Here is a 20,372-nt window from a genome sequence, read left to right as displayed (position 1 = left end):
GCACACCCAACCGTCATCGCCCGCGAAGGCGGGCGATCCAGTATTCCAGAGACGGTAGCGATTGAACCGATAGGCCGCAGCGTACTGGATCGCCCGGTCAAGCCGGGCGACGACGGTTGTGATTGAGCGAGCACCGGTCACCGGCCCCGCAGAAACACGAACTCCGTATCGTCATACGCGCGCCGCTCAAGTTCCTCGAAACCATCGGGCGCCGCAAACGCCGCCGCCTTCGCCTCCTCGACCACCAGCAATGCACCCGGCGTCAGCCAGCCGCCATCGCGCAGCGAGGCCAGCGCCTTCTCCGCAAGGCCCTTTCCATAGGGCGGATCGAGAAAGGCCAGCGAAAACGGCTCCATCGGATGCGCCGGGCCGAGATTGGTGGCGTCGCGACGATAGACCTTTGTCACCCCGCCCAAGCCCAGCGCCTCGACATTGTTACGCAACAGCGCACGCGCTTCGGCGCCATTGTCGACGAACAGCGTAAAGCCGGAGCCGCGCGACACTGCTTCGATGCCAAGCGCCCCGGTGCCGGCGAACAGGTCGAGCACGCGCGCGCCATCGATCGGGTTGTCGTAGGCGTGGATCAGGATGTTGAACACGGATTCGCGTAAGCGATCCGCCGTCGGGCGGATCGCCTGCGAGGAGGGCGAAGCCAGATTACGGCCCTTCAATCGTCCACCGACGACACGCATCGTCCAACTACTCGTCCCGCGGCGTCAGATCGCGCTTGCCGTGATAGCCACGCTGGGGACGGCGCGGCGGGCCGTAGCCGTTGGCCTCTTCCTCGTTGCGGGCGCGGGCCTCCTCGCTGCCGGTGCGCTGCACCAGCACGCGGCGGCCCTTGCGGTCCGCGATCAGCGCGCTTTTCCCGGCCGGCTTGAACGGCTTCTTGCCGCGCGGCGCGTCCGTCGCTTCGTCGTCGGACTTTTCGTCAGATTTTTCGCCTGGCATCGGCCGATTGAAATCGGCGCCGGCGAGCGTTGCGATCTTCTCGCCGAGTTGCTCGCGCAACACGCGGGTCTTGACCTCCTCGACCTGGCCCTCGGCCAGTTCGCCCAGTTGGAACGGCCCGTAGGAGACGCGGATCAGCCGGTTCACCTCGAGGCCGAGATGGGCCATGACGTTGCGGACCTCGCGATTCTTGCCTTCGCGGATCGCAAACACCAGCCAGACATTGGCGCCCTGGTCGCGCTCCAGCGTCGCATCGATCGAGCCGTATTTGACGCCATCGACCTCGACGCCCTTCTTGAGTTCATCGAGCTGCGCCTGCGTGACGTCACCATGGGCGCGGACGCGATAGCGCCGCAGCCAGCCGGTGTCGGGCAGTTCGAGCGCGCGTGCGAGGCCGCCATCGTTGGTCAGCAGCAATAGCCCCTCGGTGTTGAAGTCGAGCCGGCCGATCGAGATCAGCCGCGGCAGGCCCTCGGGAAGATTGTCGAACACCGTCGGCCGTCCCTCGGGGTCGGCATGTGTGGTCATCAGGCCGCGCGGCTTGTGGTACATGAACAGCCGCGTGCGCTCGCGCGGCGGCAACACCTTGCCGTCGACGGCGATGGTGTCGTTGGCGGTGACGTCGAGCGCCGGTGAATTGATGACGCGGCCGTTGACGGTGACGCGGCCCTGCGTGATCCATTCCTCGGCATCGCGGCGCGAGGCCAGGCCGGCGCGGGCGACCACCTTGGCGATGCGCTCGCCGGATTTCTTGACCTTGGGCGGCTGCGGATCGCGCTTTTCGAATTCGGTTTTGCGCTCACGGTAAGCACCACGGCCGCCGAACGCCGGACGTTTTGCAAAAATCTTGCTGTCGTCCTCGTTCTCGCGACGCGGCCGATCGTCACCGGCTTCGCTGCGCGGATGCTCCTGCCAATCGGTGCGGCCAGCCGGCCTCTCGCGGGGACGGTCGAACTTCGGGCGATCCTCGCGCGAACGCGAAAAGCGCGGACGCTCCTCGCCGCCGCGGTCATCGCGGGATCGATCAAAGCGCGGCTTGTCGAAATTGCGCGCACCGTCACGGGCGGGACGGGAATCGCGTTCGCCGCGATCCTCGCGCTTCTGCCACGGCTTTGAATCGCCGCGGTCCCGACCACGATCGGGACGGTCACCAAAATCCTTTCGCGGCCCCCGGTCGCCGCGGTCGCTCTTGCGATCCGCAGCGCCGCGCGAGAATTTCTTGTCGCCACCAAACTTTCTCTCGGGCCTATCACCACGGGGGCGATCACCATCACGCGACGGCCGGGCACTAAAGGGCCGATCGCCGCGGGGACGATCGCCATCGCGCGGGGGGCGGGCGCTGAAGGGCCTATCACCACGCGGGCGGTCGCCGTCTCTACGAAAACCTTCGCCGCGCGGCGTGTAGGGCCGCTTCTCGCCGCCACCCTCTCGCGGGGTATAGGGCTTCTTGTCGCCAAATTTCCTGTCGGAAAAACGTCCAGCCGGACGCGCATCGTCGCGATTGAAATTCGGACGGTCGCCGCGTGGCTTGAACGGGCGCTTGTCGCCACCGCCACGGTCTTCACGCGGCTTGAACGAACGCTTTTCACCATCGTCACCGCGTGACGGACGTCCGGCAAACGGCCTGTCGCCGCGCGGGCGCGGTGCGTCGCCAAAGTCCCGGCGCGGCGGACGATCGTCGCCATCGCGCTTGCCGGCGTAAGGTTTTCCGCCGCCGGAATAGGGCTTCTTGCCAAACGACTTCGCGCCGTCGGACTTCCCGGCATAGGGACGCCGCTCGCCGTCGCGCTTTTCGCCGTCTCCCTTGCCGGCAAACCCGCGCTTGGCGAACTTCTTCTCCGGCCCCCTCGCCGCCCCGGAGCGACCCTTGCCACCGCCGGGCCGGTCCCGCCGGCCGCGGGAATCGTTGTTTTTGTCGTTGTCGCGGGGCATGAATGGTCTCTCGGGTACAGATGAAATGGCTATCAGGCGGATGCGGATAGGCTGTCAAAGCGGTAACGCGCGCGCGCTTCGCTCAAGGCGCATTCTCACGCAAAACCGGCATCCACGTTTGCTGAAGGCGCAGCTAGTAGCAGGTTTCTTCCGATGATACGAGGCATGACTGCCCCTTCTTTCATGGATTTGGCGCTGAAAACGGCCGAAAGCGCCGGAAAAGCCGGCGAAGTTCCGATCGGATGCGTCATCGTCAGGGGTTACGAGGTCATCGCCATGGCCGGCAACCGGACGCTGACCGACCGCGACCCGACCGCGCACGCCGAAATCCTGGCGATCCGGCAGGCAGCCGAGGCCGTCGGCACCGAGCGGCTGGTCGATTGCGACCTCTATGTCACCCTGGAGCCCTGTACCATGTGCGCGGGCGCGATTTCGTTCGCCCGGATCCGGCGGCTCTATTACGGCGCGGCCGATCCCAAGGGCGGCGCGGTGGATTCCGGGGTGCGGTTCTTTGCCCAGCCGACCTGCCACCACGTGCCGGAGGTTTATTCGGCCGTCGGCGAGACCGAAGCGGCGACGCTGCTCAGGGAATTTTTCAAGGTGAGGCGGTAGGCGCGCTGCTGCCAAGCACTCCGCTGTCATCATCCGCCTTGTGCGCAATTGCGCACTGGGGCGGATGATCCAGTATTCCAGAGACGGCAGTGATCGACCGAGAGGTCACGGCGTACTGGATACCCGCCTTCGCGGGTATGACGAGTTGTGTGCGGCCTAACCGGCCAGAAAAAACTCCCTGAGCAACTTCGCCGTCACGTCCGGATTCTCCTCCGTCAGAAAATGCCCGGAATCCACCGGCGCTCCCCTGACATTGGTCGCCCATTTCTTCCAGGTATCGAGCGGCGTCGCCGCAGCAGCCGCAACGCCGGCATCGCCCCACAGCGCCAGCATCGGGATCGTGATCTTCTTTCCGGCGTCGAAATCCGCCTTGTCGATCTCGTAATCGGCATAGGCGCCGGCGCGGTAGTCCTCGCACATCGCGTGCAAGCGGGCGGGATCGCGGAATGGCGCCAGATAATGTTCCAGCGCGCGTGGATCAATCGCGTCGAGCGTCTTCGATTTTGTCTGGCTCGCCATCTTGTATCTGAGGAAGAATTCTCCATTGCTTGCGATCAGCGTCTCCGGCAGCGGGCATGGCTGCGCCAGAAACGCCCAATGGTAGATCTTCAGCGCGGAGAGCCGATTCAGTTTCTCCCAGTAGTCATAGGTCGGCGCGATATCGAGCACCGCGAGTTTCGACAGCCGGCCCGGATGATCGAGCGCCAGCCGGTACGACACGCGTCCGCCGCGATCGTGACCGGCGAGCGCGAAATGCACGTGGCCGAGCTGCTCCATCGCCTCCACCATGACCTTCGCCATCGCGCGCTTGGTGTAGGGCGTGTGGTTGTCGTCGCTGCGGGGCATGTCCGACCAGCCATAGCCCGGCAGATCGGCAATGATCAGCGTGAACCGGTCTGCAAGCTGCGGCGCGACCGGATGCCACATCACATGCGTCGACGAAAATCCGTGCAGCAGCAGCAGTGGCGGACCCTTGCCGCCGACGCGGGCAAAGATGCGGCCCGACGAGGTGTTGATCCATTCGGAGGCGTATCCGGGAAACAGATCGGCAAGATCGGACATGGATGCTCCTCTGGCGGCCGTGGTGTTGCTTCAAACTTTGTTTGCCGTTGCCGCTGGCAGACCGCAGGTTTATGCCATTCCTCAAGCCCGACCAACAGGAACAAGAACCGAGGAAACCGTCAGATGTCGATCGATTTCGAAATCCCGGCCGAAGCCAAGGCAATCCGCGAAAAAGTCCGCCAATGGGTGCATGACGAATGCATCCCCGCGGAGAAGGAACTCGACACCAAGCCGCTCGCCGAAGTGCTCGACCCGCTGCGGGCCAAGGCCCGCGCGCGCGGCCTGTGGTGCCCGTGGGTGCCGAAGGAATATGGCGGCATGGGCCTCGGTCCGCTGGCCAACGCGCTGGTGCAGATGGAGCTCGGCGAAAGCATGCTGGGCGCACTCTCGATGAACACGCAGGGGCCCGACGACGCCTCGATGATGACGATCCTCGCCCACGGCACGGAATATCAGAAGGAAAAGTTCCTAAAACCCCTGCTCAACGGCGACAAGCGCATCTGCTTCTCGATGACGGAAAAGGCCGCCGGCGCCGACGCCACCGGCATGCAGACCACGGCGGTAAAGGACGGCAACGAGAACTACATCCTCAACGGCGAGAAGTGGTTCTCGTCCTCAGCCAGTGTCGCCGACATGGCGCTTGTCATGGCCAAGACCGATCCCAACGCGCCGCGTCACAAGCAGTATTCGACCTTCCTCGTCGAACTGCCGAACCCCGGCTACAAGATCAAGCGCAACGTCGCCAACATGGCGATCGAGGGACCGCATGACGAGGTGCTGCACGGTGGCCACTCCGAAATCGAGATCAGGGATCTGAAAGTGCCGGCCGACAATCTGGTCGGCGGTGAGGGCAACGGGTTTGCGATGGGCCAGCACCGCCTCGCCTATGGCCGCCTTCGCCACGGCATGCACAACGTCGCCAAGGCGCAACGCGCGCTCGACATGGCGGCCGCCCACGTCACCAAGCGATCGACCTTCGGCCAGTTGCTCGCCGACCGGCAGGCGGTGCAGTTCATGCTCGCCGATTGCGCCAGCGAACTCTATATCGGCCGCTTGATGCTGCTCCATATCGCCTACAAGGCGGAGAAGGGCCTCGATATCCGCCAGGAGAACTCGATCGCAAAGATCTTCCATGCGCATATGGTGCACAAGGTGATCGACACCGCGATCCAGCTCCACGGCGCGCTCGGCTTCAGCCAGGATACGCCGCTCGCCAAATGGTACACCCAGGTTCGTTCGCAGCGGCTGGTCGACGGTCCGGATGAAGTACACAAGTGGAAGATCGGCAAGAACGTCATCAAGGCGTTCCGCGAACACGGCACCACGGCAAGTGCGGCCGGCGGGGATCTGCTCTGACTTCGTAGGGTGGGCAAGGGTGCGAAGTGCCGTGCCTACCCTTGCGGACCAAGATCGAGGTGGTGGGCACGCTTCGCTTTGCGCACCCTACGCTCCCGGATCGTCCCCAAAATTGTAAAACACCATCCGCCGTAGTACAGATCAGAGATGCGTGCCATCTCGATAATCTGTTTGCTGATCCTCGCCGTTTCGCCCTGCTTCGCCCAGTCTCCGCAGGCTTCCACAGAGGTCACGACCCTGATCAGCCAGGCGCCCCTGCTGGCGGCGCTCGATCGAGACAATTCATCGCCGCTCTCCCTGGTCACTCTATTTAAAAAGGTTCACGCGGCGCAGAAGCTGCCGCTGCCAGCTATCGCGGCGGGGCCGACGCGCGCCAGCGATTTGTCGGGTTTCAACGAGACCTACGCGCAATTCGCCAGCGTGATGTCCGCCGACATCAATCGAATCACCACAGGCCTCGGCGTCGACTGGGAAAAGGAAATCCTCAAAACCTATGATCCGAAGTCTGCCAGAACGGAGGCAGGAAAGACGCTGCGGCTGAACGGCAATGTCGCCCGCGTGTTCAACGAGAAATGGCTCGGCTCCGGCGACGGACTGTTCATCCTGTCGGGTGTGGTCAATCGCATGGATCGCCGCGATTTCGATCCCGCCTATTGCGGCGAACTGCGGTTCATCTACCGGCTCGGTTACGAAGTCCGAATGAACGGCAAGACCTACGCGTCGCGCATGCCGTTCACCGTGAACATGGTGTTCAGTTATGCGGATGACGGCAGGAAGTGCCAGGACATAGCGTCCCTCTGGCGCATCCAGGGCATCGACAATGACGATCCGGCCGTGATTGCCCAACGCCTGCTGCAGGGGCCGCTGGATTTTTCGAGACTGATTTTCAAGCAGATGGAGCTCAACGCGCAGGTGGTGCGCTTTCCCTCTGACCTGGAGAACATGGAGAACCGCAAATTCGCCGGCCAGGCGATCTACTGGATGCGGATCTTCGCGCTCAAGGATGGGAAATTTCAGCCGACGAAACTGGAAAATACGCCCGACGTACAGGCGATCCTGAAGGATCCCGCCAAGCAGAAGCAATTGCAGGATTACCTTTCGAGCCACATGGCTGAGATCGACAACGGCGCATTCAGGATGCCGGAGAGCCTGCAAGCCGACGTCGCGCTGAGTTTTTCCACTGCCGGCAGCGCGCGCGTGGCCAACCGTCCGTTCGATCTCGTGGTCGGCAAGGAGCAGGCGGCGCAGCTCGTCGTGGCGGCGGGCGATCCGGCAAAGTCGCTCAAATTCGTGCAGTCTGGCGCGGGCCTGCTCGAACGGCTGAATACTTCGTCCTGCATGGGCTGCCATCAATCGTCGTCGACCGCCGGCTTCCATTTCCTCGGCGTGGACCGGTTCGATCTCGGCCGCGATGCGGATGCGATCAAGGCCGCGCTCGACGGCAACAAACTGCAACTGCCGTTCTCGCCCCATGTCTACGCCGAACTGGCCCGCCGAAAGGACTATGTCGAACGCGTTGCGCTGGGACAGGCACCGAACACTTATCGCCCGCATCCGTCCGCGCCCGCGGCGGCCTGGGAGAATGCAAGTCCGGCCTACGCTGCCGCCGGCGACAGCATGCCGTGCCCTTTGAATGCGGATCTCGCGAACACTGCAAAATGGAGCTGCAATGCCGCGCGCAACCTCAGTTGCCAGCCGATGGTGACGAACGCGTCGGCCTCCTCCCATCTCGGCCAGTGCATGCCCGCTGCCCAGAACATCTCAGCAGGCCTGAGCTGCCGCTCGAACGCCATCGACGACTCGACCGCGAAGAATGCCGCAAGGGATCCGCTCGGTTTCAACCTGCGCTCGTTCACCGACCGTGTCGGCAAGGAAGAGCTCGTCTACAAAATCCCCGAAGGAAAATTGAGCGGATACGACTACAACTGCCGGCCAACCAAAATCGGCGTACCGCTGGGCCGCATCACCCGTCCCTGCAAGCCTGAAGAGGCGAATTTGTCGGTCATCCGGCCGGGCAGCATGCCCAACGAAATCTGCGCGGTCGTCGGCGGCAAGGGCTTTGAACAAATGGCCAAGGGCTATTTCGACAGCGGTATCTTCGCCGCCGGCGTCGGCCGCGGCCTCCTCAACACCTGCACGCCATCGCGGTTTTGCCGCGAAGACTACATCTGCCAGGAGATGCCTGATTTCGTGACCGGCGCGAAGTTTAACGTCAGTGCGCAGGCCCTGAACAGCTTGAGAACCCGCAAGATCGGGTTTTGTACGCCGACCTATTTCGTCTATCAGCTTCGCCTCGATGGTCATCCGAATCCGAGATGACGCCAAACTCTAGCCCGCCCTCTCCTGCTCCACCGCCTGCCAGGCGATGTCGCGGCGGCAGAAACCATCGGGCCATTTGATGCGATCCACCGCCGCATAGGCACGCTGCTGCGCCTCCAGCACGGTCTTGCCCATCGCACAGACATTCAGCACGCGCCCGCCGTTGGCGAGGACCGCACCATCCTTCGCCACCGTACCGGCGTGGAAAATCTCGACGCCCTCGATCTTCGCCGCATCATCGAGACCCTCGATGCGCGTGCCCTTCTTGTAGTCGCCGGGATAACCCTTCGCCGCCATCACAACCGTCAGCGCCGGATCGGGGAACCAGCGCAGGTCGAAATGCTTCAGTTCGCCATCGCAGGCCGCCAGAAACGCCGGCACGATGTCGGACATCATCCGCAGCATGTGCACCTGGCATTCGGGATCGCCGAAGCGGACGTTGTATTCGAACAGCCTTGGCCCCTGCTCCGTCAGCATCACGCCGGCGTAGAGCACGCCGCGGAACGGCGTGCCGCGCGCCTTCATGCCCGCGACCGTCGGCAGGATGATCCGCGCCATGATCTGGTCGTGAATTTCAGCCGTCACGAACGGTGTCGGCGAATAGGCGCCCATGCCGCCGGTGTTCGGTCCCTCGTCGTGATCGAACACGCGCTTGTGGTCCTGGGCAGAGGCCAGCGGGATAGCGGTTTCGCCGTCGCACAGCGCAAAAAAGCTGATCTCGCGGCCTGCGAGAAATTCCTCGATCACGACTTCCGTGCCGGCCGAGCCGAACGCGCCGTCGAACATCATGGCAATGGCCGCCTCGGCTTCATCAAGCGTTTGGGCGACGACAACGCCTTTGCCGGCGGCCAGGCCATCCGCCTTGACCACGATCGGCGCGCCCTGCGCGCGCGCATAAGCCAGCGCATCGTCAGCCGTCGTGAAGCGGCCATAGGCGCCGGTCGGAATGTTGAATTCGGTGCAGAGCGCCTTGGTGAACCCCTTGGACCCCTCGAGCTGGGCGGCCTGTTTACTCGGTCCGAACGCCTTGATGCCGGCTTTCGCGAGATCGTCGACGATCCCGGCCACCAACGGCGTCTCCGGGCCAACCACGACGAGATCGACGGCGTTTCGCTTGCAGAAATCGATCAGCGCCGGATGGTCAGCGATATCCAGCGCCACGCATTCGGCTTCCCGCGCGATGCCGGCATTGCCCGGCGCGCACCACAGCTTGGTCAGCAGCGGGGAAGCGGCGATCTTCCATGCGAGAGCGTGTTCACGGCCGCCGGAACCGAGCAGAAGGATGTTCATGACTGGAGCCAGATGCGAGGACGATATGCGGTTTCGGTCGCACAAAACGTCCCCTCGCCGCAAGGGGACCGGACGGCAGAATAACCGTTGTGCAGAGGTGTTTCGGCGCTATTTGCCGCCCGAGGCCGCGATGATTTCCTGCAGCATCGCGACGTGGCGGGCGAAGGCGCCCCGCCCGGAGGCCGTGGCCGTCACAGTGGTCTGTGGCTTCTTGCCGACAAAGGCCTTGTCGACCGCGACATAGCCGGCCTTCGACAGGGTCTCGATATGGGCGCCGAGATTGCCATCGGTGGCGCCGGTGAGCTGCTTCAGCCTGGCGAATTCGAGCCCTGTGCCCGATGGCAGCGCGTTCAGCGCGGCCATGATTCGCAGCCGCAACGGTTGGTGGATGACCTCGTCGAGCGCTGCCATGTCAGCTCCGCCGCATCCAGAACCCGCCGAGCAGCAGCCCGCCGCCATTGACTAGCGCCATCCACAATCCGAACCACGGGCCGGCATAGAAATAGCCGATCAGCGTCAGCACGATGATGGTCGTCCCGATAGCGACCCAAGCGCTGCCCAGCCACAGGCCGACCATGATGTAGGGCAGCATGAAATAGGTCGGCCAGAATACGCTGAGCTGGCGCGGGGTGAACTGGCCGAAACCGACGCTCCAGATGGCGCCGAAAGCGATGAATACCACAATGGCCGCCGTCGCCCTTGCGTCGAACGTATTCACGCCTGCGCGTTTCCTGCTCAGGGCGCCGATCAACACCGAGCCCGCGACGCCCGCGATGAATACCGCAACCCACCCGTAGCCCGCGAGCGACGGCATGCCGAACGCAAATGCGTGTCCCAGGAACGTCAGCGCGCCCCACAGGATCAGCATCGAGCTCGCGTGCCGGTAAAACCGCGATTGGCGCACCCGCCGTGCGATGTCCGTGATGTCGGCAAGCGCCGAACTCGCTTGATGGCTGTCGATCATGATCTAAAGTCTCACCGGGTTGCGATATCTTCCGATATCACGGAAACTGCCGCGGCCGTGCTGACGACATCCATGTGATTGGTGTTGTCGAGGATGCGGACATCGATGTTCGCCGTTGGCGAGCGACGGACCGTTTCCTCATACTTGCCGGCGAACATCAGTTCGTCATTGGCGCCGGCGATGAGCGTCAGCGGGCCTTTGGCGGCGTCGAGATCGACGCGATAGTCACGATGCGTGCCGAAGTTCGCCAGCAGGCGGAAGGAATATTCCGAGGTCAGAATGCGGGTGGTATTGGGCGGCACGGCAAAGGCGATCACCGGGAGCTGTTCGCAGCATGCAATGCCAGCAGCTCGCAGGACACTCAAGGCAATGATGCGCGGCATATTCGGACTGGCCCAACCACCGGCGTTTTCCCGGCTGGAGGCCGCCTTGGTGCCGAGATACGGCGACAGCAGCACGGTGCGCGTGAAAAGGTTCTGCATCGGCGAACCCGCCACCCGCAAGGCGAACGCGCCGCCCGACGAATGCCCGACCAATGTCAGCGGTGTGGATGGAATGGTCGTTCTGATCAATCCGACGAGGTCCGCCATGTCGTCTTCGAGCTGGCCGATATAACCGATGTCCCCGCGCATGCCGGACGAACCGTGACCGCGAATATCCGGCACGAAGCTCTCGACCCCGCGAGCGGCAAGGGCCTTGGCCAACGGATGCACCGCAAGGCTGGAACCGGATGACCCATGGACCAGAACCGCGACGCGGCCCGTTGTCGGCTCACGTGGGACGTAGCGGCGATAAGCAAGCCTCGATCCGTCACGGGCTTGAAAATACAGCAAGGGCGGAATGCCTTCGCGATCTCCTGCCCGTACCGTTTCGGAAATGAAGGCCAGGGTCGGCGGCTTCGCCAACGGCCGGGAGATCATGCCGACCAGCAGCAGCGTGACCAGCCCTGCGCCGGCGAGACCCAAGATCACCAGCTTGAAAAGTCCCGACACAATCTTCGCCGCCATGATGAAAAAGCCCTTTCTCTATCTAATATAGAGAACTCTGTACAACAGAGTATATGGTTCCGCAAGGCTTACCCGGCGGGGATTTTGCGGAAACCAGCTTGAGATTTGCCGAGAGACTTCGGTTTGGCGGGGATCGGATTGGCGGCCATGGCCAAAAATCCCTACCTTGCGTCATCACCCCAAACGCCCGAATCAGTTGCCAATGCCTGCTGCCGAAAACCTGATCAACGCGCCGGAATTTACCGTTTCCGAGCTGTCCTCCGCCCTGAAACGGACGGTGGAGGACGCCTATGGCCATGTCCGCGTCCGCGGCGAAATCTCCGGCTTCCGCGGGCCGCACTCCTCGGGCCATTGCTATTTCGCGCTCAAGGACGAGAGCGCCAAGATCGAGGCGGTGATCTGGAAATTCGCCCACGCCCGGATGCGGTTCAAGCCGCAGGAGGGGCTGGAGGTCATCGCCACCGGCAAGCTCACGACCTATCCGGGCTCCTCGAAATACCAGATCGTCATCGAGGCGCTGGAGCCGGCCGGCATCGGCGCGCTGATGGCGCTGATGGAGGAGCGCAAGAAGAAGCTCGCGGCCGAGGGGCTGTTCGACGAGGCGCGCAAGCAATTGCTGCCGTGGCTGCCGGAGGTGATCGGCGTCGTCACCTCGCCGACCGGCGCCGTGATCCGGGACATCCTGCACCGGCTGGAGGATCGCTTTCCCCGCCGCGTGCTGGTGTGGCCGGTCAAGGTCCAGGGCGAAGGCTCGGCCGAACAGGTTGCCGCGGCCATCCGCGGCTTCAACGCGCTGCCCGAGGCGGGAAGGATTCCGCGGCCGGATCTGTTGATCGTCGCGCGCGGCGGCGGCTCGCTGGAGGATCTGTGGTCGTTCAACGAGGAGATCGTGGTCCGCGCCGCCGCCGACAGCATCATCCCGCTGATCTCGGCCGTCGGCCACGAGACCGATATCACGCTGATCGACTTTGCCGCCGACAAGCGCGCACCGACGCCGACAGCCGCGGCCGAAATGGCCGTGCCCGTGCGCAGCGAATTATTCGTCGAGGTCGAGAGTCTCGCGCGGCGCACCATGGTGTGCTGGCAGCGCGGGCAGGAGAGCCGCCGCAATGAATTGCGCGCTGCCGCGCGCGCCCTGCCGGGCTTGAGCGAACTGCTCGCGATCCCAAGGCAGCGGCTGGATCATCTCGGCGCCGCCCTGCCCCGCGGCCTGAAGGCCAATACGCACGCCCACCATCGCCGCTTTGCGCATCTCGCCGCGGGGCTGACGCTGAAGGTTTTGCGCGGACAGGTTGCCCAAGCCAATCACCGCCTGACGGTGTCGGGCGAACGCATCAGGCTGTCCGCCCACGCCCTGCTGCGCAGCCGGCGGGACCGCTTTGCCGGGCTGGAGGTCAGGTTGAAGGCCTCAAAGCTCTCCAACGCCCAGGCGCAGCGCAACGCCATCGCGCGTGATCGCGAGCGCGCGCAACGGCTGGCCGAGCGGGCCCGCCGCGCGCTTCTGACCGCCATGCAGCGTCTCGAAGCGCGCGTCGCCCATAGCGGCCAATTGTTGTCGGCGCTGTCCTACCGCGGCGTGCTTGCGCGCGGCTTTGCCCTGGTGCGCGACGAGCATGGCCACGCCGTGCACGCCGCCGCCGCGATCGAACCGAGCGCACATCTCTCCATCGAATTCGCCGACGGCCGCGTCGGCGCCATCGCGGATGCCGATCGGCCTCAGGCAACGGCGCCCGCCGCGAGTACGCCGAAAGCTTCGCCACACGAGGCGAAGCCGGCGGCGGCGCCGAAGCGGCTGGCCAAGCCGGTTGATCAGGGAAGTCTGTTCTAGCGCGCCAGCCACTCCGTGACGCGCCGTTGCGAGTCCTTGCGCGCGTCCGCATCCGTGCCGATATGACCGCGTTCGGGCAGCGCGGCGTCGGAGCCTGCGATCGCCCGCAGCGGCAGGTTGGCGCGGTCGAAATCGTGAGGCGCACCGGGATAGACCACGATTTGCGCCAGCGCGCTGCGGCCGCGGGCCCCCTCCACCACCTGGCGGCAGGCCGCCGGCGAACTGACGTCGTCCTGCGCGCCGATCAGCAGCAGCGTCGGCACCCGCGTGCTCCAGCCGAGACCGGAGGAGACGCGGCAATCCGGATAGAATGCGATGGCCGAGCGGAAATCCGGCTCGATACCGCGTGCTGACGATTGCGGGCGCACCGCCCACAGCACCGCGCTGGCGCCGTTCGCCCATCCCATCAGGCTGATCCGGTCCCGCGCGGCCCAGGGTTGCTGCAACAGCCATTGCCGCGATGCATTGACATCGGCCACCCGCTCGCGGCGGGCGAGCACGCGGCGCTCCTTGACGCGGCATTGCGGGCCAAGCTCGCGCGAACCGTAACTGTCCGGCAGCAGCACGGCGTGACCGCTCTTCAACAGCTGTTCTGCCCAGTCGCGATAGCGCGACTGTACCGGCTCCGATGGTCCACCCAATCCGCCGCAGCCATGCAGCGCGATCACGGTGGGAAACGGGCCGTCACCCTCGGGCTTGTAGAGCTGGGCATGCAGGGTCAGGCCGCTCCCCGGGATATCGACCGGGGCCGGCAACGGCGCGGCACCGGCCGTGCAGGCCGCAGCAAGGAGCGTCAGGAATAGCGTTGCTGACAACAGGCGCATCGGTCTCTGTCGGATCGGTATGACGCTGCGGGCACGGTGAAATTCACGCTATCATGCAGGTGGGCACAAAATCATCACAAGTAGGTCAGTTTCCGGGGCGGACAGTACGACCTATTTATGATAGATCGAATCCGGAAAATACACTTGAGGCCAGCCTCGCGGGCCGGCCGATCGGAGAGTTATACGGTGCTTAATAAATTCGGCCCCTCCGGCCATGGCGAAGCGCAGGTGCAATATCTGGACGGCGATTTCCGCGTGATCTCGCCCGGAACCTATGTGCGCTGCGCCGTATCAGACGTGCGGATCCCGCTCGACGAATTGAAGTACTGGAGCGTCGATCTGCAGGAGGCGTATTCGGTTCCGACCGCCGTGCTGCAACGGCATTTTCCGGGTGCGCTGAAGACGCAGGGCTGATTTCGTAGGATGGGCAAAGGCGCGCCGCGCCGTGCCCACCATCTATCGTCGAGCATTGTCTTGAATGGTGGGCACGCTTCGCTTTGCCCACCCTACGAAGTTACGGTTCTTTCGCCTCTCGCGCCTTGAATAGCCGATCGGCGACGAACTTCCGCAGCAGCGCCGGATCGTTGAACTCCAGCGTCACCCTGAACGGCACGATTTGCTGCGCCCGATCACGCAGCCGCGCCAGGTCCTTTTCTGTCGTCACCAGTATCAGCTCGTCGCGTCTGGCTTCCGCGATCAGGCTTTCGATCTCGGCTTGCGAATACGGATGATGATCGGCGAAGGCGCGCTGCCCGGCCACGTCGATGCCGCTGGCGCGCAGCGTGTTGAAGAATCGCGCGGGATCGCCGATGCCGGCGAACGCCAGCACGCGCTTGCCCCGAAGCTGCGCGACCTGCGCCTCATCCGGCCTCAGATGCGCCGATAACACCGGCTTGCCCTGCGCCGCAATCTCGGCCGCAATCTGCCCGGCAGCATTGCCTTTGCCGACGACGATGAGCGCGTCGGTACGCGCCAGTTGCGGCGGCAGCGGCGCGCGCAGGGGGCCGGCGGGGAATACCTGCCCGTTGCCGAGCCCGCGCTCGCTGTCGATCACGATCAGGGAGGCATCCTTGACGACCGACGGATTCTGAAAACCGTCGTCCATCAGGATCACGGTCGCGCCTTGCGCGCGCGCCAACGGCACGCCGTCCGCGCGCTTGCGCGACACCACCACCGGCAGCACACCCGCCAGCATCAAGGGCTCGTCGCCGACATCGGAAGCCGCATGCCTGGCCGGATCGACCCTGACCGGCCCGCGCAGCTTCCCGCCATAGCCGCGGCTGAGCACGACCGGCGTCTCGCCGAGCTCGCGCAGCAGCTTGGCCAATGCCAGCACGGTCGGCGTCTTGCCAGCGCCGCCGACGTGATAATTGCCGACGCAGAGCACCGGAATGCCGGCATTCAATCCCCTGCGCTGCAGGCGCCGCGCGGCGATGGCGCCATAGAGTGCGGCGAGCGGTTTCAGGAGATGCGCGTTGAGCGAGGCCGGGCCGTGCCAGAAGCCTGGCTCACGCATTGGCGGCTCCCATCTCGATCCGCAACTGCAGCAAATACGGCTCGAGCGCAGAGAGCGTGCGCTCCAGCGCGCCGCCGAGTTGCCCGACCACGCGCTCGGATGCGGTCAGCACGGCTTCGCGCGCCTTTGGATCGGCGAGCATCTGTCCGAACTGCTTGACCAGCGCTTCCTGCGTTTCGGCCCGCCGCGCGCCGCCGGCGGCATCGAGGGCTTCATAGACGTCGGTGAAATTGAAGACATGGGGGCCGTGAATGACCGAGGCACCGAGCTTGATCGCCTCGATCGGATTCTGTCCGCCATGCTCGACCAGCGATCCGCCCATGAACACGATCGGCGCCAGCCGGTAGAACAACCCGAGTTCGCCCATGGTGTCGGCGACATAGATGTCGGTCGTGGCGGTGGGCAGGTCCTCGTGCGAGCGCAGGGTCGGATTGAGGCCGGAAGCTGAGATCATGCGCGCGATGGCCTCGCCGCGATCGGGATGCCGCGGCACGATCACGGTCAGGAGCTTTGGGAAGAATCCGGCGAGCGACTTGTGTGTTTCCGTCAGGATCTCCTCTTCGCCGGGATGCGTGGAGGCCGCGAGCACGACGGGGCGGCCGCGCGTCATTGACATCAGCATATCCAGCTTGTTCGCATCGGCCGGCGGGGCGGGAACGTCGAGCTTGAGGTTTCCCGTCACCACGACGTTGCGGCTGCCCAGCGCAGCAAAGCGATCCGCATCGGTCTGCGATTGCGCCAGGCAGACATCGAACTTGCCGAGCAGCGCCGAGATGGTCCCTTGGACCCGCTGCCAGCGCGGAAACGAGCGCTGCGACATCCGTCCGTTGATCAGTACCATCGGCAGCCGCCGCGCGGCGCTCGACAGGATCAGGTTCGGCCACAGGTCGGATTCGATGAACAGCGCCAGCGAGGGCCGCCAGTGATCGAGAAATCGCGCGACGTAACGCGGCGAGTCGTAGGGTACATATTGATGGATGACGTCGGCGGGGAAACGCTTGGCGACGATCGCAGCCGAGGTCACCGTGCCCGAGGTCAGCAGGATGCGCAGGTTCAAGGCCCGCAGCCGCTCGATCAGCGCCGCCGCCGCCAGCACTTCGCCGACGCTGGCGCCATGAATCCACACCAGGGGACCTGCAGGGCGAATGTCGGCACTCATGCCGCGGCGCTCGCCGAAGCGTGCCGGGTCTTCCTTGCCGAGTTTCAACCGGCGGCTGATCAGCGCAGGCGACAACGGCACCATCGCGTACGACAGTTTCCGGTAGACGCGCAACGTCATCGGCAGCGAATTAGCCAAGAGCGGCCTCCGGACGCCCGACCGCCTTATAGGCGCGACGAGTCGCTTCGTTCAGCAAAGCTTCTACCTGAAGGCGCAGCTTTTCCATAGTCTCGGCGTCGGCGTCCGGCGGCACGTATACATGTTCAATGCCTACCACGGCACCGTGCCCGAATGGCAGATTGATGGTGGTAGAGTCCCAGTTCCTCAGCCGGATGAACCTGGAGGTCACCATCGCAAACGGCATGATCGGCCGGCCGGATTCGCGCGCCAGCATGATGATGCCGAGCCCCACCACCCGCGCGCGCTTCGGCACGTCGGCGGTGGTCGCAACGTTCCAATTGTCCGCGAGCGCCTGCAGCATCTCACGGAACGCGCCGACGCCGCCCTTGCGGTGAAAGGCGCCGCCATGATCGCCGGAACCGCGGATGGTTCCGATGCCGAGCCGCTCGGCGGCGATGGCGTTGAATTCGCCGTCGCGATGCCGCGAGATCAGCACCTTGGCGCGGTGGCTGTCCTTGGTCTTGATGAACGGCGTCATGAAATGCTGGCCGTGCCAGAACGCGAAGATCGCCGGCATCTCCGGCTCGACCCGCTCATAGACGTCGGCCGGGTCGTAGCTGAAGCGGTTGGTCAGCCACACCAGCCGCAGATATTCGGCCGCAAGCACACCCAGCGCGCGCTGAACCCAGGTGCTGCGCAGCAAATCGCGAAGGAATCGTTTCAACTGCAGGACTTCTTAACCAGAGGACTTCGTGTCTTGACCTGGATCGAGCAGCCGATGCAGGTGAACCACGAAGTAGCGCATGTGGGCGTTGTCCACGGTTTGCTGCGCCTTCGCCTTCCAGGCCGCGAGAGCGGATGCGTAATTGGGATACACGCCGACGATGTCGACCTGGTCGAGATCCTTGAACGTGATGTGTTCGAGATCGGTCAGTTCGCCACCGATGACGAGATGAAGCAATTGCTGCGGGGCACTATCTGGCATGATGGTCTTTCCTAATGAGATGCCCGGCAAGCAGGAGCGACAGCAGATATCGCGGCGTGGAAGGGATGATTTGTGGCACCGATTTAGACCGATTCAGGGCAGCGGACGATTTCGGAAATGTTCGACAATGCGCGCATGTCGATCCTGTCCCGCCGCCACCAGCACCCCGTGCACCACCTCCCGGCGATTATACTCAATCGCATCCCCCGAGAGCGCAGTCATTCTACCATTCGCTTCCTGCACGATCAAATTCGCCGCGGCAAGATCCCAGTCGCGGCTCTGACCGCCGGCAAAAGCGGCATCGAGGCTGCCGTCGGCAACCCGGCACAGCCGAAGCGCCAGCGATCCGATCCGCGGATGCAGCGTGATCTCATCCGGTGACGAACTCAGCCGCTGTACCAGCGGTTTTGGTCCGGCCATGCGGGAAAAAACGAGATCGTTGCCTGCGGCAGCACGCACCGGCCCTTCGTTGAGGGTGGTCCCCTGGCCGCGGATTGCGAAGAAGAATTCGTCGGTGGAGGGAGCGAACACCGCCGCCAGCACCGGTGCCGAGCCTGCAACCAGTGCCACGCTGACGCACCAGTCTTCGCGGCCGGCGAGATAGGCGCGGGTGCCGTCGATCGGGTCGACGATCCAGACCAGTTCCTTGCCGAGACGGCTGTCATCGTCGACGCTCTCTTCCGACAGCCAGCCATAGTCCGGCGTCGCCGCGCGCAGCCGCCGCTCGACGAGGTCGTTGACGGCGATGTCGGCCTCGGAGACCGGCGACGAAGCGCCCTTGGTCCAGTTCTTCAGCTCGGTGCGGAACAACGACAAGGCCAACGCGCCGGCCTCGCCCACGGTATCCCTCAACAGCGCGGCATCGCGCGCCCAGATCCTGTCGGCCGTGTCAGCGTCCGCCAAGCGTCAGGCCCTCGATGCGCAGCGTCGGCGCGTTGACGCCGTAGCGGAATTCCAGATCGTTGGCAGGAACGAGCGATTTAAACATCGGCAGCAGATGGCCCGCGATCGTCACCTCGCTCACGGGGTAAGTGATCTCGCCATTCTCGATCCAGAAACCGGAGGCGCCGCGGCTGTAATCGCCGGTCACGCCGTTGACGCCGGAGCCGATCAGGTCGGTGACGTAAAAGCCCTGCTTGATATCGGAGATCAGCTCTTTCGGCGTCATCTCGCCGGGCTCGAGATGCAGATTATACGATCCCGGCGACGGCGAGGACGAGACGCCGCGATGGGCATGTCCGGTCGTGACCAGCCCGAGTTCGCGCGCGGTCGCGCAATCCAATAGCCAGGTGGTCAACACCCCCTCGTCGATCAGCGCGTGCTTCTTCACTCGTACGCCCTCGGCGTCGAAGGTCTGCGACCGCAGGCCGCGCACCCGCAAGGGATCGTCGATGATGCGGATGTTGTTCGCGAACAGCTGCTCGCCCATCCGGTCTTTCAAAAAGCTGGTCTTGCGCGCGATCGAGGCGCCATTGATGGCGCCGACGAGATGGCCGACCAGCGATGCCGACACCCGGGGATCGTACACCACCGGCACCTTGCAGGTTTCGACCTTGCGCGGATTGGACCGCGCCACGGTGCGCTCGCCCGCCTTGCGGCCGACGCTTTCGGGCGAAGCAAGGTCGGAAGCATGCGGGGCCGAGGTGAAATCGTAATCGCGCTCCATGCCGGTGCCTTCGCCCGATATCGCGGTCACCGAGATGCCGTGGCTGGAGCGCAAATAGGAGCCGTGGAAGCCCGTCGAGGTCACCAGCACCATGCCGCCGATGCCGCTCGAGGCGGACGCGCCGCCTGATTTGGTCACACCCTTGACCGCAAGGCCCGCGGCTTCCGCTTCGCAGGCGCGGCGCTCCAGTTCGGACGTCGAGGGAACTTCGCGGTCGAGGAGATCGAGATCGGCGAACTCACGCGCCAGCAGCGACGGATCGGCGAGACCGACATATTTGTCGTCAGGCGCGACGCGGGCCATCGCGACCGCCCGCTCGGCGAGCTTGGCGATGCCGTCGCCGGAGATATCGTTGGTCGAGACCACGGCCTGGCGTTGCCCGACCAATACCCGCAATCCGACATCGTCGCCTTCGGAGCGCTCGGATTCCTCCACCCGGCCATCGCGCACTTCGACGCCTTGCGAGACGCCGCGCACCGCAACCGCGTCGGCGGCGTCCGCGCCCGCGCGCTTGGCGGCCTCAACCAGCCGCTGCGCCAGCGTCGACAGCGCCGATTGATCGAACAGATCGGAGGTTGCGGGAGCCTGCGAAAGCGGCGAAGCGGTGGATGGTGAAGAGTTCACAAACAAAATCCCTGACAATTGAAGGGGCTCGGGCGGAAATCGGCAGACCCACCAGATGTGCCTGATTCACAGGGATATCAAGCATTTTGCGCCACCGAATGCCAAACATTTTCGGCATTGGCGCAAGGTCTCGTCAATCATGCGCGCCAAGGTCTTG

19 protein-coding genes are annotated in these 20,372 nt (G+C 64.4%); 5 read left to right on the top strand and 14 right to left on the bottom strand.

The window, feature by feature from the left end; all coding sequences use genetic code 11:
* Nucleotides 1-137: 137 nt before the first annotated feature.
* Together rsmD and ACVWVY_RS14280 are read right to left on the bottom strand one after the other, a co-directional pair.
* Nucleotides 138-692 (bottom strand): 16S rRNA (guanine(966)-N(2))-methyltransferase RsmD, encoded by a 555-nt coding sequence (gene rsmD, locus ACVWVY_RS14285; protein WP_456626953.1) that lies wholly within the window; start codon nt 690-692, stop codon nt 138-140.
* A gap of 7 nt (nt 693-699) precedes the next feature.
* Nucleotides 700-2,883 (bottom strand): pseudouridine synthase, encoded by a 2,184-nt coding sequence (locus ACVWVY_RS14280; protein WP_456626952.1) that lies wholly within the window; start codon nt 2,881-2,883, stop codon nt 700-702.
* Between the two features lie 165 nt (nt 2,884-3,048).
* Between ACVWVY_RS14280 and ACVWVY_RS14275 the strand changes: the two genes are divergently transcribed.
* Nucleotides 3,049-3,495 carry a nucleoside deaminase gene (locus tag ACVWVY_RS14275; protein ID WP_456626951.1) on the top strand — a complete coding sequence of 149 codons (447 nt, stop codon included), beginning with the start codon at nt 3,049-3,051 and terminating at the stop codon, nt 3,493-3,495.
* 156 nt (nt 3,496-3,651) lie between these two features.
* On the opposite strand, the gene ACVWVY_RS14270 is transcribed toward ACVWVY_RS14275, so the two are convergent.
* On the bottom strand, nt 3,652-4,557 hold the full coding sequence (locus ACVWVY_RS14270; RefSeq protein ID WP_456626950.1) for an alpha/beta fold hydrolase: 906 nt from the start codon (nt 4,555-4,557) through the stop codon (nt 3,652-3,654).
* A 123-nt stretch (nt 4,558-4,680) separates the two neighbouring features.
* Between ACVWVY_RS14270 and ACVWVY_RS14265 the strand changes: the two genes are divergently transcribed.
* Nucleotides 4,681-5,913 carry an acyl-CoA dehydrogenase family protein gene (locus ACVWVY_RS14265; protein ID WP_456626949.1) on the top strand — a complete coding sequence of 411 codons (1,233 nt, stop codon included), beginning with the start codon at nt 4,681-4,683 and terminating at the stop codon, nt 5,911-5,913.
* Between the two features lie 171 nt (nt 5,914-6,084).
* The gene (locus ACVWVY_RS14260) at nt 6,085-8,232 is read left to right on the top strand and encodes a hypothetical protein (protein WP_456626948.1); all 2,148 of its coding nucleotides are present in this window, start codon (nt 6,085-6,087) and stop codon (nt 8,230-8,232) included.
* Between the two features lie 9 nt (nt 8,233-8,241).
* Here the strand turns inward: ACVWVY_RS14260 and purD are convergent, their stop codons facing one another.
* From purD to ACVWVY_RS14240, 4 genes are all read right to left on the bottom strand, one after another.
* The gene (purD, locus tag ACVWVY_RS14255; RefSeq protein WP_456626947.1) at nt 8,242-9,522 is read right to left on the bottom strand and encodes a phosphoribosylamine--glycine ligase; all 1,281 of its coding nucleotides are present in this window, start codon (nt 9,520-9,522) and stop codon (nt 8,242-8,244) included.
* A gap of 108 nt (nt 9,523-9,630) precedes the next feature.
* A complete protein-coding gene (locus tag ACVWVY_RS14250) occupies nt 9,631-9,933 on the bottom strand; it encodes a winged helix-turn-helix domain-containing protein (RefSeq protein WP_456626946.1) in 303 nt (100 codons plus the stop codon).
* Nucleotide 9,934: 1 nt separating this feature from the next.
* Nucleotides 9,935-10,486 (bottom strand): hypothetical protein, encoded by a 552-nt coding sequence (locus tag ACVWVY_RS14245; protein WP_456626945.1) that lies wholly within the window; start codon nt 10,484-10,486, stop codon nt 9,935-9,937.
* A gap of 11 nt (nt 10,487-10,497) precedes the next feature.
* The gene (locus ACVWVY_RS14240) at nt 10,498-11,493 is read right to left on the bottom strand and encodes an alpha/beta hydrolase (protein ID WP_456626944.1); all 996 of its coding nucleotides are present in this window, start codon (nt 11,491-11,493) and stop codon (nt 10,498-10,500) included.
* 202 nt (nt 11,494-11,695) lie between these two features.
* Between ACVWVY_RS14240 and xseA the strand changes: the two genes are divergently transcribed.
* On the top strand, nt 11,696-13,321 hold the full coding sequence (xseA, locus tag ACVWVY_RS14235) for an exodeoxyribonuclease VII large subunit (RefSeq protein ID WP_456626943.1): 1,626 nt from the start codon (nt 11,696-11,698) through the stop codon (nt 13,319-13,321).
* On the opposite strand, the gene ACVWVY_RS14230 is transcribed toward xseA, so the two are convergent.
* Nucleotides 13,318-14,145: a dienelactone hydrolase family protein gene (locus ACVWVY_RS14230; protein WP_456626942.1), complete on the bottom strand. Its 828-nt coding sequence runs from the start codon at nt 14,143-14,145 to the stop codon at nt 13,318-13,320. The two genes, xseA and ACVWVY_RS14230, sit on opposite strands and share 4 nt — an antisense overlap.
* A 186-nt stretch (nt 14,146-14,331) precedes the next feature.
* On the opposite strand from ACVWVY_RS14230, the gene ACVWVY_RS14225 reads away from it, so the two are divergent.
* Nucleotides 14,332-14,559 (top strand): DUF2093 domain-containing protein, encoded by a 228-nt coding sequence (locus ACVWVY_RS14225; protein WP_456626941.1) that lies wholly within the window; start codon nt 14,332-14,334, stop codon nt 14,557-14,559.
* Nucleotides 14,560-14,659: 100 nt separating this feature from the next.
* Here the strand turns inward: ACVWVY_RS14225 and lpxK are convergent, their stop codons facing one another.
* The 6 genes from lpxK to ACVWVY_RS14195 all read right to left on the bottom strand — a co-directional run bounded on the left by lpxK (nt 14,660) and on the right by ACVWVY_RS14195 (nt 20,215).
* Nucleotides 14,660-15,661, bottom strand: a complete 1,002-nt coding sequence (lpxK, locus tag ACVWVY_RS14220) for a tetraacyldisaccharide 4'-kinase (RefSeq protein WP_456626940.1) — start codon at nt 15,659-15,661, stop codon at nt 14,660-14,662.
* On the bottom strand, nt 15,654-16,958 hold the full coding sequence (locus tag ACVWVY_RS14215) for a 3-deoxy-D-manno-octulosonic acid transferase (protein ID WP_456626939.1): 1,305 nt from the start codon (nt 16,956-16,958) through the stop codon (nt 15,654-15,656). Before ACVWVY_RS14215 ends, lpxK begins: the two co-directional genes overlap by 8 nt.
* Entirely contained in the window at nt 16,951-17,664 is a 714-nt protein-coding gene (locus tag ACVWVY_RS14210) for a lysophospholipid acyltransferase family protein (RefSeq protein ID WP_456626938.1), read from the bottom strand. Before ACVWVY_RS14210 ends, ACVWVY_RS14215 begins: the two co-directional genes overlap by 8 nt.
* Nucleotides 17,665-17,676: 12 nt before the next feature.
* Complete coding sequence (locus ACVWVY_RS14205) at nt 17,677-17,925, bottom strand: DUF4170 domain-containing protein (RefSeq protein ID WP_456626937.1); 249 nt, start codon at nt 17,923-17,925, stop codon at nt 17,677-17,679.
* Nucleotides 17,926-18,018: 93 nt separating this feature from the next.
* Entirely contained in the window at nt 18,019-18,828 is an 810-nt protein-coding gene (locus ACVWVY_RS14200; protein WP_456626936.1) for a 3'(2'),5'-bisphosphate nucleotidase CysQ, read from the bottom strand.
* Complete coding sequence (locus ACVWVY_RS14195) at nt 18,815-20,215, bottom strand: TldD/PmbA family protein (protein ID WP_456626935.1); 1,401 nt, start codon at nt 20,213-20,215, stop codon at nt 18,815-18,817. The genes ACVWVY_RS14200 and ACVWVY_RS14195 overlap by 14 nt, the downstream gene beginning before the upstream one ends.
* Between the last annotated feature and the right edge of the window lie 157 nt (nt 20,216-20,372).

This window comes from Bradyrhizobium sp. URHC0002 (assembly GCF_054059515.1).
This window is presented reverse-complemented; position numbering and strand designations above follow the sequence as displayed.